A 13,292-nucleotide genomic window follows, 5' to 3' on the forward strand; every position below is an offset into this window, starting at 1 on the left:
CGGTTCACGCTCCTGCAGCTGGTGTGAAGACGGGCAGCCGAAACCCGTCGCCGATCGTTTCGAAGGCCAGCGCCACCGGCATGTCGAGCGCGAGCGTGGCAGGGTCGGCGCCGGTCAGCCGGGTCGCCATGCGGACGCCCTCGTCCAGCTCGACCACCGCCGCTACATACGGCACGTCGGCCGCGAAGGCGGGGTGAAGCGCCTGGTGCGTCACCGTCCAGGAAAACAGCCGCCCGCGCCCGCTGCTCGGCTCCCAGGCGAACGACGGCGAGCCGCAGCGCGCGCACATGTAGCGGGGCAGGTGGCGCCACGTCCGGCACTCGCCGCACCGTTGGAAATGGAGCGTGCCGCCCTGGCAGCGCTGCCAGAACTCCTGCTCTACCGGATCCTGCGGGTGCGGCAACGGCTTGGGCGGCGAGACGGCGGGTGCCCGCAGCTTGGGCGCAATGTCGTCGTCGTTCATGCGAACCTCCGCAGGATGGCGATGCTGCCGTCGCCCAGGTCGCCCCAGCCGGTGACGAGCCCCGTCTGTGCTCCCGGCACCTGGCGCTCGCCGCAGTCGTGCCGCAGCTGGCGCACGGCCTCGACGACGTGGTTGAGCCCCCACACGTGCGCCTCGCTCAGCAGCCCGCCATGGGTGTTGAGCGGAAAGCGCCCGCCGAGCTCGATCTGCCCGTCACGCACGAAGTCGAGCGCGCCGCCCGGCTCGCAATAGCCCATCGCCTCCAGCTGGAGCAGCACGACGTAGGTGAAGCAGTCGTAGACCTGGAGGAAATCCATCTCCTCGCGGCGCACACCGGCCATTTCGAAGGCCTTGGGCGCGGCGTAGCTCAGCCCGATCTTGAACGGATCCGGGCGCGAGGGGATATCGTCCGCGGGATAGGGATGCCCCTCGGCGGCGCCTGCGATTGTGACGGGCACATGCGGCATGTCGCGCGCGCGGTCGGTGCGCGAGACGACGACCGCGCACGCGCCGTCGGTCTCGAGGCAGCAGTCGTAGAGCCGGAACGGCTCCGACACCATCCGGGCGTCGTGGTAGGTTTCCCAGTCGAGCGGCCGGCCGTAGGTGAACGCCTTCGGATTGAGTTGCGCATGCCGTCGGCACGCCATCGCCACCGCCCCCATGGCTTCCGGACCGACGCCGTGGAGCTGCGAATGCCGGGTCGCCAGCCAGGCATACATCTGCACCGGCAGGAACACGCCATAGGGCATGTAATACCCGCGGATCGTGTTGGTCAGCGTGTTCATGTTCATCGGCCGCGTGGGCGGAGCGCCCGGCTTGGGCCGCAGCGCGGAGAAGCCGTTCCAGCCGAGCGTGACGAGCACGTGGTCGCACAGCCCCGCCGCGATCGCGATCGCCGCATGCTGGAGCGCGGTCGTCGGACTCGCGCCGCCCATGTGGACGGTCGCGGCGTAGCGCAGCACGTCGTTGCCGAGGTTCGCCGCCAGTTCCTCCGACGTGGTGTAGATGGGCGGCGGCACCATGCCGTCGATGTCGGACGGGCGCAGCCCCGCGTCCGCGATCGCGCGCCGCGACGCCTCCAGCATCATGTCCACCGCGGTGCGCTCGGTGCCCTTGACGTAATCGGTTTCCCCGACGCCGGTGATCGCCGCCTTGTCCGAGAAGGTCATATCTGTCCCTCCTGTACCAGCCGCGACCCTCAGCGGAGGCCCGCCGCGCGGCCGAGCGCGCGCTCGGCATCGGCGACGAGGTCGCGCATCACCTCGGCGGCGGGGCGCACGGCGTGGATCAGCCCCATGCCCTGCCCGGCGAAGCCCGGGATGATGTCCTTGCGCTTCGCACGGATGCCCGACGCCATCACCGGACCGGCGATCATCGACTGGTATGGCATCGGCAGCGGCTCCTTGCCCGCCGCCACCCAGGCGTCGGCCCACTTGCTGCGGATCATGCGGGCAGGCTTGCCCGTGATCGAGCGGCTTACCACGGTATCGGCATCGCCGCTGTCGACGATCGCTTCCTTCTGGAAGTCCTCGATCCCTGCCTCCTCCGTCGCAAGGAACGCGGTGCCGACCCAGGCGCCCTCGGCGCCCAGCATGAAGGCCGCGGCCACACCGCGCCCGTCGGAGATGCCGCCAGCGCCGAGCACCGGCACCCGGTCCCCCACGGCATCGACGACCTGCGGGATGAGCGAGATGGTGCCGATCGGCGAATTATGCCCGCCGCCGTCGTGCCCCTGCGCCACGATCACGTCGATGCCCGACTCCACCACCTGCAGCGCGTGCTTCACCTTGCCGACGACCGCCATGACGACCGTGCCGTTGGCGTGGAGTCGATCCATCCACGGCCCCGGATTGCCGAGCCCCGCCGCGTAGACGGGCACCTTCTCCTCGACGACGACCTCCATCTGGGCCTCGAAGAACTCCTTGGAGAACAGCGCCGCGCCGCCGTTTGCCGCACCCTCCGTGACGGCGCGGCCGGAATCACGCGCGACGATCTCCAGCCCCTCGCGCTCCATGAAGTCGCGCGTGAACGCCTGATAGTCGGCGAGCACCGCGCGCGGGTCCGCCGGCGCGGCCCCGGTTTGCGGCGCCGAGCCGCGCCGCACCGAGGCGGGCAGGAGCGTGTCGACGCCGAACGGCTTGTCGGTCAGCGCGCGCGTTTCGCGGATCCACGCGCGGAGCTGCTCGGGTGAGCACGCTGCCGCGCCGAGCACGCCCAGCCCGCCCGCGTTGGACACCGCCGCCGCCAGTCGCGGGACGCTTGCCCCGCCCATGCCGGCCAGGACGATCGGATAGTCGATGCCGAGCATCCCGCAGATTCGGCTGTTCAGGGCCATTGTCCGTCTCTCCCACATCGTTCTCGTTGCTGATCTACTCCGGCGGCTACGCCTCGAACGCCTGGGTCCAGCGCACCTTCTGATCCATCAGGTCGGGGCTGCGCCGCCCGAGATACTCCGCCGATCCCTCGACGAGCCGTTCCATCTCGCGCCGCGCCGTGACCGCGTCGCGCAGCCGCACCGCATGGACGACGCGCGCGAGGCGACGAACCTGGTTCTCGCGCTCGTGCTCGGAATAGCCGAGCTGGCGCGAAAGGTCGCGGGTCAGCAGATGCAGCGCGGACGTGAGCAACCCGAACAGCGGATTGCCGCTCGCCCATGCCAGAAGGTCGTGGAAGCGCCGGTTGGTTTCCTCGAACAGCATCGATTCCACCTGCTGCTCGAGATCGGCGAAGCAGCTTGCCAGCGCCATCAGATCCGCCGCCGTTGCGCGCCGGGCAGCGTGAGAGGCCGCCCGCGGGGCCAGCGCCTCGCGCAGCTCGATCAGCGCGCGCAGGTCGGTGCCGACGAAGTGCAGTACGAGCGCAAGCGAACTCGTGAAATCGCCAATCTGCGGCCGCGCGACCACCGGCCCGCCGCCTCGACCGGGCTGCAGGTGGAGCACGCCCTGCAGTTCCAGAAAACGCAGCGCCTCACGCAATGTGGCGCGGGCGACTTCGTACCGCGCGAGCATGTCGTGCTCCGGAGGCAGCCGGTCGCCGACCTGGCGTGCGTCGGCCTCGATGTCGTGCACGATCGCCTGCGCCACGCGAAGCGCGCGCTTGCCCCTTGCGAACGAGAGCGCCTCGCCCTGCTCATCCACGTCCGGCATCAATGAATCCTTATCATGGTTTTATGTTGCTCCACTGCTTTATCTTTGTCCAGCGGCAAATTGCTGCCGTCGCCGGCTTGCAAGGCTATTAAAAGGGTATAATGTTAAAGCGCGGGAGGGGAATTGATGACCGACAACGCAGCCTGGATGGAAACCGATGGATATATCGCCATCATCCATCTCAACCGACCCGCGGCGCGCAACGCGCTTGATCCGCAGATGCTGGTGGAACTGGCCGACTGCTGGAGCAGGGTGCGCGACGCCGCCGAGATCCGCGTCGCGGTCGTGACCGGCACCGGCGACGCCTTCTGCTCGGGTGCCGACCTCGGCCGCCTTATCCCGCTCGTCAGCGGCGGGCGACCGCCGGAGGACGAGTGGGATCGCCGCGTGCTCGCTGACCGCGATATTCTCGGCACCGCGCTGCTGCGCACATTTGACGTCGTCAAGCCGGTGATCGCCGCCATCAACGGGCATGCGATCGCAGGCGGCATGGAACTGGTCCAGGGTACAGATCTCAGGATCGCATCGAGCGCCGCGCGCTTCGGCGTGCAGGAGGTCAAATGGGCGATCTTCCCGGGCGGGGGATCGACGGTGCGACTGCCGCGCCAGCTTCCCTTTGCGCGCGCGATGGAATTGCTGCTCACCGGCGATCTGATCGATGCCGGAACCGCGCTCGACTATGGCTTCCTCAACCGCGTCGTTGCGCCGGAGGAGGTGCTGCCTGCGGCGCTCGACTTCGCGCGACGGATCGCCGCCAACGGCCCGATCGCGGTGCAGGCGATCCGCGCGTCGGCGCGCGCCTGTATCGGGCGGCCGGAGAGCGAAGGCATGAACCTCGAGTCGGGCTTCGCCGCGCCGGTGTTCCGAACTGAAGACGCGCGCGAAGGTCCGCGCGCCTTCATGGAAAAGCGTACACCCGTTTTCAAGGGACGTTGAGATGGTTGACGAGGCATCCTCGGGTATCGCGAACGGGCTGGCGGGCGCCGCATTGCAAGGCGCGCTCTCGATCGCGCCGTTCCACGCCTGGCTCGGGCTTCGCGTCGAGGACGTGACAGACGGTGTCCTTCACCTCAGCATGCCGTGGCGCGACGAGATCGTATCGAATCCGCGGATCCCGTCCGTGCATGGCGGCGTGCTCGCCAGCCTGATCGATCTCGCCGGCATGTATGTCCTGCTGACGAGGACGCGTGCGGTCAGCGCCACCGCGTCGCTCCACGTCGATTATCACCGTCCGGCAAGCGGCGGCCCGCTTCACATCCACGCGCGCGTCGTGAAGATAGGACGGACGCTGTCGGTCGCGGACAGCGAGGTGCGCTCGCCCGACGACGTGCTGCTCGCCAGCGGTCGCGGTTCGTATCTCATGCGGGACGGCGGCATCGCGACATGACCGTGCAGAGAATAGGAGAGATCATGAGCATCGAGACCGCGTCGGCGGACGCCAGGCGCACTCCGGCCGAGCCGCGACCGGCCGGCACCATCCTGCTGCTGCGGGATGTGCCCGAATATCAGGTGCTCATGGTGCGACGACACCACCAGATCGATTTCGCCTCGGGAGCGCTGGTGTTCCCGGGAGGCAAGATGCACCCCGGTGACGACGATCCGCGCTGGCGCGATCACGTAACCGGGTGGGACGAAATCGACGCGACCCAGCGCGCGCTGCGCATCGGCGCCATCCGCGAGGCGTTCGAGGAAGCGGGGATCCTGCTGGCCAACTATCCCGACGGCCGCGGCTTCTCCAGTGTATGCGACGCCGAGGCCCGCCGGAAGGTCGATACCGGGGAACTCGCCTTCCTCGATGTCGTCGCCGGATTGGGGGTGAAGCTCTCGCTGACCGCCCTGACCGTTTTCGCCCGCTGGATCACTCCAGAAATGATGCCGAAGCGGTTCGACACCTGGTTCTACGCTGCCCCCGCTCCGGCCGACCAGGTCGCGATCTGCGACGGACATGAAACGGTCGATGCCGAGTGGATCGCGCCAGAGTCGGTCCTGGACCTCGCCCGAAGCGGCGCCCGAACCGTGATCTTCCCCACCTTGATGAACGTGAAGCTGCTGGCCGAGGCCGAGAGCGCAGCGGATTGCCTCGCCCGAGCGGAGGCACGTCCGCTGGTCACCGTGCTCCCGCAGATCGAGACACGGGACGGAGAGCGCGTTCTGACCATTCCGCTCGATGCTGGCTATGGTGAAGTCACACAGAGTTTGACTGAGCTCAGGGCCTGACATCCCAGGTTCCGACTATTGCAGAACCTCCCCATGCCGCTCTGGCAAAACAGAGCGGCCTTTTCTTGGGACTTTGGCCTGACACCTGGAAGTTGCCGAAGGCCGACGTTTCGCGTCGGCTGGCGCCCGGCCAGATCGAGATCAGGATCTGCACATACCGACCGTCACATCTTGGGTGGCGGCGAGACACAATTCGAACGTGGTTTGGCCAGCGTCGGATTAGCTTCCCGACGCGACTCATTCGGGCGTCATATGTGCGACGCCCGGAATGTCTGTAGCGTTACTCTCGAGCTCCGACTATGCTACGGTTCGGTTTACATTTGACGGGACGGCAGGGTGGCTGACGATCGGGCTGAGAACCACGAAAACAAAGTGAGACATGACGACCCGGACGCGAATTTTCACCCAGAATCCAGGTCGGAGGACGGTTCCGAGGAGATGAATGGCGAAAAGAAGCCGTCGCTTCTCGAGCGCTACCCCATCATTCGCTACGTCCTCATCGCCGCGCTTGTCGCCGGCATCATCGCGGCTATCGTTTGGTACATGAATTACCGCGCGAGCGGCCAGTTCCTGCAGTCGACCAACAACGCCTATGTGCGCGCGGACTTCGTGACCGTCTCGCCGAAGGTGGGCGGCTATGTCGAGCGTGTTCTCGTCGCCGACAACCAGCCTGTCCGTCGCGGTCAGCTGCTCGCCGTGCTCGATCCTCGCGACTACCGCGCCAATGTCGAAGAGGCGCAAGCCCAGATCGCCGCAGCCGGCGCCAACATCACCACTGCGCGCCGGACACTTGATGAGCAACAGGCCACGGTCGCCCAGGCGGCCGCCCAGGTCGCGAGCGCCGAGGCTGCCGCCGCAGCGGCAGAGAACGAGGTAAGACGCTACGAACCGCTCACCCGGACAGGGGCGGAATCGCGTGAGCGGCTGGCAAGCCTGGTGCTTCAGCGTGACCGGGCTGCCGCGGAGCTGCGCGCGCAGCGAGCGGCCTACCTCGCCGCCCGTCGCAGTGTTGCAACCCAAGCGGCTCGCATCGGTCAGGCGGAGGCGCAGCGTGGCACCGCGCAGGCGCAGCTTGCGCGCGCCTCGACGGACCTCGGGGCCGTCGAGATCCGCAGCAGCATCGACGGCGTTGTCGCCGACAAGGCCGTCCGGGCTGGGCAATATGTCCAGCCGGCGACCCGGCTGATGTCGGTGGTGCCAGTCGATCAACTCTACATCGAGGCGAACTTCAAGGAAACTCAGGTCGCGCTGATGCGCGTCGGGCAGCCCGTGACCATCAAGGTGGATGCACTGGACGGTGCCGAACTGCGAGGCCGGGTCGCCAGTTTTTCTCCGGGGACGGGCGCGCAGTTTTCACTCATCCCGCCCGAGAACGCGACCGGGAACTTCACCAAGATTGTCCAGCGCGTGCCCGTGCGGATCAGCATCGAGGCGGGTCCGGAGGCGCGGCGGGTGCTGCGTCCCGGACTGTCGGTGGAGGTGACGGTCGACACGATCGGCGCCAAGGGAAGCCGGGAACGAATCAAGCAGGAAACCGAGCGGCTGAAGCGCGGCGAGACGCAGGGCGCGCGCTGATGGCGGCGGAACGCGCCGGCCTGCGCGACTGGCTTGCCGTCGCTGCAGGCACGATCGGGTCGTTCATGGCGCTTCTCGACATCTCGATCGTCAATGCGGCCCTGCCCACAATCCAGGGCGAAATCGGCGCGAGCGGCACCGAGGGCACCTGGGTCGCGACCTCCTATCTCGTGGCGGAGATCGTCATGATCCCGCTAAGCCCCTTCCTGGTGCGCCTGTTCGGTCTGCGCAACTTCCTGCTGGGCGCGGCGATCAGCTTCACCGGCTTTTCCGTCGTGTGCGGCATCTCGACGACGCTGCCGATGATGATCGCTGGCCGTGTGGGCCAGGGCTTTACCGGTGGTGCGCTGATTCCGACTGCCATGACCATCATCGCGACGCGGCTGCCCCCGTCACAGCAGCCGATCGGCACCGCCGCGTTCGGCGGCACCGCGATCCTCGGCCCGGTGCTCGGGCCGATCATCGGTGGTTGGCTCACCGACAATTACAGCTGGCATTATGCCTTCTTCCTCAACGTGCCGGTCTGTGCCGGGCTCGTCCTGCTCCTGCTGTTCGGGCTCAAGCACGAGAAGCTGCGGCTCGACCAGCTGCGCCATGCCGACTGGTTCGGGATCGCGGGGCTCGCGATCGGCTTGGGAGCGCTCACCGTCATGCTGGAGGAGGGACAGCGCGAGATGTGGTTCGAGTCCGCGATGATCGTGAAGCTCGCGATCGCAACGGTGTTCGGCTTTGCGCTCATCACGATCGGACAGGTCCGCTCCGCGCATCCGGTTCTCAAGCTGTCGCTGATCTTCAGCCGGTCGTTCGGCAGCGTCTTCGTCCTCAGCCTTGTCATCGGCGTCGTGCTCTACGGCGTGACCTTCCTGATCCCGCAATTCCTCTCGTCGATGGCGGATTACAGCGCCCTGCAATCGGGCAAGGTGGTCTTCGTCTCCGGCATCCCTGCCCTGATGCTGATGCCGTTCCTGCCGCTCGCGTTCAAATATCTCGATGTCCGGCTGGCTGTCTTCGTCGGGATGACGCTGATCGGCGTCAGTTGCGCCATGGATTGGCACCTCACCGCACAATCGGCGGGGGGCGATCTGAGGGATTCCCAGCTCGTCCGCGGCTTCGGGCAGATCTTCGCCATGATGTTCCTTAACCAGGCCGCGATCAGCGCCGTGGCGCCCGAGGATGCCGGCGACGCGTCCGCGCTGTTCAACGCGGGACGGAACCTTGGCGGATCGATCGGCCTCGCCCTGATGGCGACCCTCCAGGACCGGCAGACTTTCCTGCATTTCAATCGGCTAGGGGAGACGGTGTCGGCCAACGCGGCGACCACGCAGGAGTGGTTCGCGAAGGCCATGTCCATGCCGTCCGGCGAAGCGGGCGCCTATAGGCAGCTTGCCGGGCAGCTCCTCGAGCAAGCTACCGTCATGGCCTATAACGATCTGTTTTTCGCGCTCGGCGTCGCGATTGCGATCACTACCCCGCTGGCGCTGTTCCTCCGCCCGATCTCCTCCGACACGCAGATGGCGATGCACTGATGAAGCGACTTAGCTGGGCCATTCTGCCCGCCCTCCTGACCGGCTGCGTCGTCGGACCCAATTATGGAGGCCCGCCGGGCGTCGCGAGCGGCGAGCGTCCCGGAACGACATTTCGCCGCGCAGATCAGGTAGTCACGTCACCGCAAGCCCCTGTTGCGCGCTGGTGGGAAGGCATGGGCGATCTGCAGCTCACGACGCTGATCAACCGCGCGCTTGCCTCAAATCCCGACGTGGCGATCGCGGAGGCGCGCATCCGCAAGGCGCGCGCCAGCTTGCGCGAACAGCGCGCGAACCAGCTGCCCACCGTCTCGGCGTCGGGCACTGCGATCGTCGCCGATCTTCCCGCAGGCTCGCTCGCGCTGCCGACGCAGGGCGAGCAATCCGATCGTATCAGGGCCGAATTCTACAATGCCGGCCTTGATGCGTCGTGGGAGATCGATCTCTTCGGCGGACGGCGCCGCGCGGCCGAAGGTGCCGAGGCCCAGGCTCAGGCGGCCGAAGCCAATAGAGCTGATGCGCAAGTTCGTCTCTCGGCGGAGGTGGCCCAGAACTATGTGACCTTGCGCGAACTCCAGCAGCGCCTGATCCTGGCGCGCCGCTCCGCGCAGCTTCAGCAGCGATCACTCGCCCTGCTGCAACAGCGCGAGCAGCGCGGCGCCTCATCGCGCGACGAGGTGGTGCGTCTGAAGACCGAGCTGACTCGCACGGAGGCGGGACTGTTGCCGCTTGAGGGACAGATCGCGACCACGCTGGACCAGCTTGCCCTGCTCACCGGCGACGAGCCCGGTGCGCACGACGCGGCGCTCTCCGCGCCCGCTCCGATTCCGATGATCCCCGGGACTGTCGCGATCGGCGATCCCGCCGCCATGCTTCGGCGCCGCCCAGACATTCGCGCGGCCGAGCGGCAGCTGGCGGCATCGAACGCAAAGATTGGCGTCAACATTGCCCGGCAGTTCCCTTCGGTCAGTATCATGGGCATCATCGGCCTGGGTGGTCCCAATATTGCCGATGCGGTCGATCCTGACAGCGTAGCGGGTCTGCTGCTGCCGCGGATCAGCTGGAGCTTCCTTGACTTCGGCCGCAATCGTGCCCGGGTCGAACAGGCGCGGGCCGACCGTGACGAGGCTGAAGCACAATATCGGAAGGCTGTTCTCGGCGCGCTGTCCGATGCGGAAACCAGCCTGACCCGCTTCGGCAATCAGCGACGTAACCTGTTTTCGAGCATCGCGAGCCGGGATGGTTCCAGGCAGTCGGCGACCTACGCCAAGCAGCGATACGAGCAGGGGGCGATCCCGCTGACCACATCCATCGAGGCCGAACGCGCGGCGCTGGCTGCTGATCAGTCGGTCCTGGAAGCGACGGGTGAACTTGATCGTGCATTCATCGCCTTGCAGAAGGCGATAGGACTGGGATGGAGCCAGCAGTGACGGTCTTGCAGCCATGCCAGGGAGGGGCCTGACCGCGTGACGGCGCCGCTTCTGCCGCCACCTGCCCAGTATCTGCGTGATGACGCGATCAGGGGAGGGATGGACCTGATGTTCTTTGCTCACCGATCCCATCTGGCTCATGTCGATACCGAGCTGGCTAAGCAGAACCTCGGGCGGGCACACCACCGCGTTGTTTATTTCTTGGGGAGGCATCCCGAAATTTCCGTCAGCGAACTCCTGGACGTTCTAAGCGTCACCAAGCAATCGCTTGGCAGGGTCATGAGGGACCTCATGGATCGCGGGCTCGTCTCCGGACGGGTCGGGGAGCGCGATCGTCGTCAGAAGCTGCTTTCTTTGACCGATAAGGGACGAGCGCTAGAAAACGCGCTTTTCGAGCATCTCAGGAGCAACATGGCGAACGCTTACCAAGCGGCAGGAGAAACAGCCGTCACGGGCTACTGGATTGTTATGCAGCAGCTCATGCGCGCCGAAGCACGGGAGCAATTCCGCCGGCTGCACTCCAGACAGTGATCGCCGCAAACAGATGCCGGACCAGGTCGAAGGGGGGCTTCATCGACCTGGCCCGGCCGGTTTCACCTATCCTGCAAGCCCGGAGGGGGTAAGGGACTTGCCAGTGGTGAGCTCGTTCTCCAGCACCGGGACCGCAGTGCCGGCGACCTGCTGCAGCGCCGGATCGGTTCCATCCTGCGCGTAACCCTTGTGCACGGCCCATGCGGCCTGCTGGACCTGCGCGGACTGGGTCAGATACAGATTGTCGAACGCGCTTTTGGGCGCCTTCTGGAGCAGCTTGAGCAGGGCGGCTCGGTCGGCGGACAGGCTCGAGGGCGGCGCCTTTATCGTGCGCTGATCGTTCTTCAGCGCCGCAAGTAGCGCCTGGTGGCTGCTCTGCGTTTCCGCCAGCACGCGCTTGGCATAGGCCTTGACGTCATCCCGCTGCGCGCGTGTCGCGGCGAGCTGCGCGGCCTTGATCTGGTAAAGGTTGGCGTCGGCCGCCGCGAGCACGTAATTGGGTCCGCTCTGGCTCGCGATCGGCGAAACGCCGACGTCGGCGCTGGTCATCGTTCCCGAAGTGGCGGGCGAAACGGCCTGCGCCAACACTGGTATCGGCGCCAGGGTGAGCAACGCAGCCACTATCGCAGTCTTCATTGAGATCCTCCATTGGTGTTGTGAGGCGTTGACCGAAATCAACGAGCTGAACGATAAGGAAACGGAACGGTTCCCTTTCTCTAAACTCGTTTGGTGAACCCACTGGATGGATGGCCGCTCGGACGGCTGGAGGTGCGCGGCGATGAAGAACACGACGGCCAGGGGGACCGTTCCCGCGCCGGCAGCGTCAAAAGCTGAAGCGCCAGGCCGGACTGCCGGGTCCTTCTTGCGCAGGAGCGAAGTCTCGAGTGCCTCGATCGCATCCGTCCTGCTCTGCGTCGCCTGCCTCGCTGGCTGCGACCGAACGCCTCGCCAGGCGCCGCCGCGAGCGACGGACACGATCAACGTGCCACCGCAGACGTCCACCGTCGATGTGCCGATCGTCGCGGACCTGGACAAGCTGGCCCGAAGCCTCGAACAGGCGATTCCACGTCGCCTCTGGTCGATCGACAAGCCGGGGCAGACCTGCCTTCCGCCGAAGAAGGTCAAGATCCTCTTCGCGAAGATAAAGACGCCCGCCATCCAGTGCCGCATCACCGGCACCGTCGTCCGAGGGCCGCTGGTGCTGGAGGGCTCGGGAAAAACGATCATTGTCACCATGCCGCTTCACGCCGCGATCAGCGCGCGCGACGTGGGAGGCGTACTCAGCCGGGAAACGGCCGAGGCGGACGCCCGCGTCCGGGCTGTGATCAGGCTCGACATCGCCCGCGACTGGTCGCCGCGCGGCACGGTGTCGATCGCCTACGACTGGACCGACGAGCCCCACGTCGACTTCCTTGGCCAGCGCATCGAGTTCACCAGCAAGGCTGACGCCAAGCTCGCCGGCGTCGTCGCGCGCCTGGAGCGTTCGCTGCCGCAGGAACTCGGCAGATTGCAGCTGCGCGAGCAGGTCGCGCAGGTCTGGGGGTCGGCGTTCACCTCCGTCCAACTGAACCGGGCGAACCCGCCGGTGTGGATGCGGATCACGCCCCGGCAGTTGAGCTACGGAGGCTACACCATCTCGCGCAACCGGGTGAACCTGGCTCTAGGGCTGACGGCAGTTACGGAGACGTTCGTCGGCGACCGGCCACCTGATCCGCAGCGCCGGCCGCTCCCCGACATGACGCGCACGCAGCCCGGACCCGGCCGCATCCTGTTCGCCATACCCGTCATCGCCGACTATCGTCAGCTGGAGCCGGTCCTCGCCAAGGCATTGGTGAAGCGGTCGCGCCGCCCCTTCGAAGTGCCCGGTGTCGGGGCCGTGCGCGCGCAGTTCCACCAAGTGACCATCTACGGCACGACGGGCGGCAAGATCGCAGTCGGGCTTCGCTTCAGCGCGGCAGCCGAAGGCGGGGAGCCTTCGCGGGGCACGATCTGGCTTACCGCCACGCCGCGCAACGCCGTCAACGATCGCCGTGTCGCGTTCGACGATCTCACCGTCGCCAGTGTGACCGACTCGGTCCGGACAAGCCTGCTGCTGAAGCTTGCCAACACTCCCGGCATATCTGGCACTGTGTCAGCCGCGCTGACCCAGAATTTCGAAAAGGATTTCGACAAGCTGTTCGGCAAGATCACCCGTGCGATCGACGAGAAACGTATCGGCGACCTGATCGTGCGCGCCCGCATCACGGACGTGCGGACGGGCCAGCTGAAGGCGGCGGGGCAAGGCGTCTACCTGCCGGTATGGGGGCGCGGCACGGCCACGATCGGCCTTGCGCCACGGCGGGCCGGAAATTGAGATCTCTGCTGCAGCCTTGACGCCTGCTTGATCGTCCCAGCGGCAACGCTGCAG

Annotated in this window: 13 protein-coding genes; 8 read left to right on the forward strand and 5 right to left on the reverse strand. The window is 66.7% G+C overall.

Annotated elements, in window-relative coordinates; all coding sequences use genetic code 11:
- Nucleotides 1-4: 4 nt before the first annotated feature.
- The 4 genes from Q4610_RS17430 to Q4610_RS17445 are packed head-to-tail and all read right to left on the reverse strand — an operon-like array spanning nucleotide 5 to nucleotide 3,609.
- On the reverse strand, nucleotides 5-463 hold the full coding sequence (locus Q4610_RS17430; protein WP_046408743.1) for a Zn-ribbon domain-containing OB-fold protein: 459 nt from the start codon (nucleotides 461-463) through the stop codon (nucleotides 5-7).
- Complete coding sequence (locus tag Q4610_RS17435; protein WP_046408744.1) at nucleotides 460-1,632, reverse strand: thiolase C-terminal domain-containing protein; 1,173 nt, start codon at nucleotides 1,630-1,632, stop codon at nucleotides 460-462. Before Q4610_RS17435 ends, Q4610_RS17430 begins: the two co-directional genes overlap by 4 nt.
- 29 nt (nucleotides 1,633-1,661) lie before the next feature.
- Nucleotides 1,662-2,798 carry an NAD(P)H-dependent flavin oxidoreductase gene (locus tag Q4610_RS17440; RefSeq protein ID WP_046408745.1) on the reverse strand — a complete coding sequence of 379 codons (1,137 nt, stop codon included), beginning with the start codon at nucleotides 2,796-2,798 and terminating at the stop codon, nucleotides 1,662-1,664.
- Nucleotides 2,799-2,844: 46 nt separating this feature from the next.
- Nucleotides 2,845-3,609, reverse strand: coding sequence for a FadR/GntR family transcriptional regulator (locus Q4610_RS17445; RefSeq protein ID WP_046408746.1), 765 nt, complete (start codon nucleotides 3,607-3,609; stop codon nucleotides 2,845-2,847).
- Between the two features lie 126 nt (nucleotides 3,610-3,735).
- On the opposite strand from Q4610_RS17445, the gene Q4610_RS17450 reads away from it, so the two are divergent.
- The 7 genes from Q4610_RS17450 to Q4610_RS17480 all read left to right on the forward strand — a co-directional run bounded on the left by Q4610_RS17450 (nucleotide 3,736) and on the right by Q4610_RS17480 (nucleotide 10,885).
- The gene (locus tag Q4610_RS17450) at nucleotides 3,736-4,545 is read left to right on the forward strand and encodes an enoyl-CoA hydratase-related protein (RefSeq protein WP_046408802.1); all 810 of its coding nucleotides are present in this window, start codon (nucleotides 3,736-3,738) and stop codon (nucleotides 4,543-4,545) included.
- Between the two features lies 1 nt (nucleotide 4,546).
- Entirely contained in the window at nucleotides 4,547-4,996 is a 450-nt protein-coding gene (locus Q4610_RS17455) for a PaaI family thioesterase (protein ID WP_046408747.1), read from the forward strand.
- Between the two features lie 23 nt (nucleotides 4,997-5,019).
- Nucleotides 5,020-5,826, forward strand: a complete 807-nt coding sequence (locus Q4610_RS17460; RefSeq protein WP_046408748.1) for an NUDIX hydrolase — start codon at nucleotides 5,020-5,022, stop codon at nucleotides 5,824-5,826.
- Nucleotides 5,827-6,264: 438 nt separating this feature from the next.
- Nucleotides 6,265-7,401 carry an HlyD family secretion protein gene (locus tag Q4610_RS17465; protein WP_046408749.1) on the forward strand — a complete coding sequence of 379 codons (1,137 nt, stop codon included), beginning with the start codon at nucleotides 6,265-6,267 and terminating at the stop codon, nucleotides 7,399-7,401.
- Nucleotides 7,401-8,927 (forward strand): DHA2 family efflux MFS transporter permease subunit, encoded by a 1,527-nt coding sequence (locus Q4610_RS17470; protein WP_046408750.1) that lies wholly within the window; start codon nucleotides 7,401-7,403, stop codon nucleotides 8,925-8,927. Before Q4610_RS17465 ends, Q4610_RS17470 begins: the two co-directional genes overlap by 1 nt.
- On the forward strand, nucleotides 8,927-10,354 hold the full coding sequence (locus Q4610_RS17475; RefSeq protein ID WP_046408751.1) for an efflux transporter outer membrane subunit: 1,428 nt from the start codon (nucleotides 8,927-8,929) through the stop codon (nucleotides 10,352-10,354). The genes Q4610_RS17470 and Q4610_RS17475 overlap by 1 nt, the downstream gene beginning before the upstream one ends.
- A gap of 36 nt (nucleotides 10,355-10,390) precedes the next feature.
- On the forward strand, nucleotides 10,391-10,885 hold the full coding sequence (locus tag Q4610_RS17480; protein WP_425262583.1) for a MarR family transcriptional regulator: 495 nt from the start codon (nucleotides 10,391-10,393) through the stop codon (nucleotides 10,883-10,885).
- Nucleotides 10,886-10,951: 66 nt separating this feature from the next.
- Here the strand turns inward: Q4610_RS17480 and Q4610_RS17485 are convergent, their stop codons facing one another.
- Nucleotides 10,952-11,521, reverse strand: coding sequence for a DUF4142 domain-containing protein (locus Q4610_RS17485; RefSeq protein ID WP_046408753.1), 570 nt, complete (start codon nucleotides 11,519-11,521; stop codon nucleotides 10,952-10,954).
- Nucleotides 11,522-11,663: 142 nt separating this feature from the next.
- On the opposite strand from Q4610_RS17485, the gene Q4610_RS17490 reads away from it, so the two are divergent.
- Nucleotides 11,664-13,238 (forward strand): DUF4403 family protein, encoded by a 1,575-nt coding sequence (locus Q4610_RS17490; protein ID WP_240886015.1) that lies wholly within the window; start codon nucleotides 11,664-11,666, stop codon nucleotides 13,236-13,238.
- Nucleotides 13,239-13,292 lie beyond the last annotated feature (54 nt).

This window comes from Sphingobium cyanobacteriorum (assembly GCF_030580935.1).
GTDB lineage: Bacteria > Pseudomonadota > Alphaproteobacteria > Sphingomonadales > Sphingomonadaceae > Sphingobium > Sphingobium cyanobacteriorum.

Excerpts from the sequence above, each read along its gene's own strand:
- Q4610_RS17430 (WP_046408743.1), bottom strand. The coding sequence starts at position 463 with ATGAACGACGACGACATTGCGCCCAAGCTGCGGGCACCCGCCGTCTCG.
- Q4610_RS17435 (WP_046408744.1), bottom strand. The coding sequence starts at position 1,632 with ATGACCTTCTCGGACAAGGCGGCGATCACCGGCGTCGGGGAAACCGAT.
- Q4610_RS17440 (WP_046408745.1), bottom strand. The coding sequence starts at position 2,798 with ATGGCCCTGAACAGCCGAATCTGCGGGATGCTCGGCATCGACTATCCG.
- Q4610_RS17445 (WP_046408746.1), bottom strand. The coding sequence starts at position 3,609 with ATGCCGGACGTGGATGAGCAGGGCGAGGCGCTCTCGTTCGCAAGGGGC.
- Q4610_RS17450 (WP_046408802.1), top strand. The coding sequence starts at position 3,736 with ATGACCGACAACGCAGCCTGGATGGAAACCGATGGATATATCGCCATC.
- Q4610_RS17455 (WP_046408747.1), top strand. The coding sequence starts at position 4,547 with ATGGTTGACGAGGCATCCTCGGGTATCGCGAACGGGCTGGCGGGCGCC.
- Q4610_RS17460 (WP_046408748.1), top strand. The coding sequence starts at position 5,020 with ATGAGCATCGAGACCGCGTCGGCGGACGCCAGGCGCACTCCGGCCGAG.
- Q4610_RS17465 (WP_046408749.1), top strand. The coding sequence starts at position 6,265 with ATGAATGGCGAAAAGAAGCCGTCGCTTCTCGAGCGCTACCCCATCATT.
- Q4610_RS17470 (WP_046408750.1), top strand. The coding sequence starts at position 7,401 with ATGGCGGCGGAACGCGCCGGCCTGCGCGACTGGCTTGCCGTCGCTGCA.
- Q4610_RS17475 (WP_046408751.1), top strand. The coding sequence starts at position 8,927 with ATGAAGCGACTTAGCTGGGCCATTCTGCCCGCCCTCCTGACCGGCTGC.
- Q4610_RS17485 (WP_046408753.1), bottom strand. The coding sequence starts at position 11,521 with ATGAAGACTGCGATAGTGGCTGCGTTGCTCACCCTGGCGCCGATACCA.
- Q4610_RS17490 (WP_240886015.1), top strand. The coding sequence starts at position 11,664 with ATGAAGAACACGACGGCCAGGGGGACCGTTCCCGCGCCGGCAGCGTCA.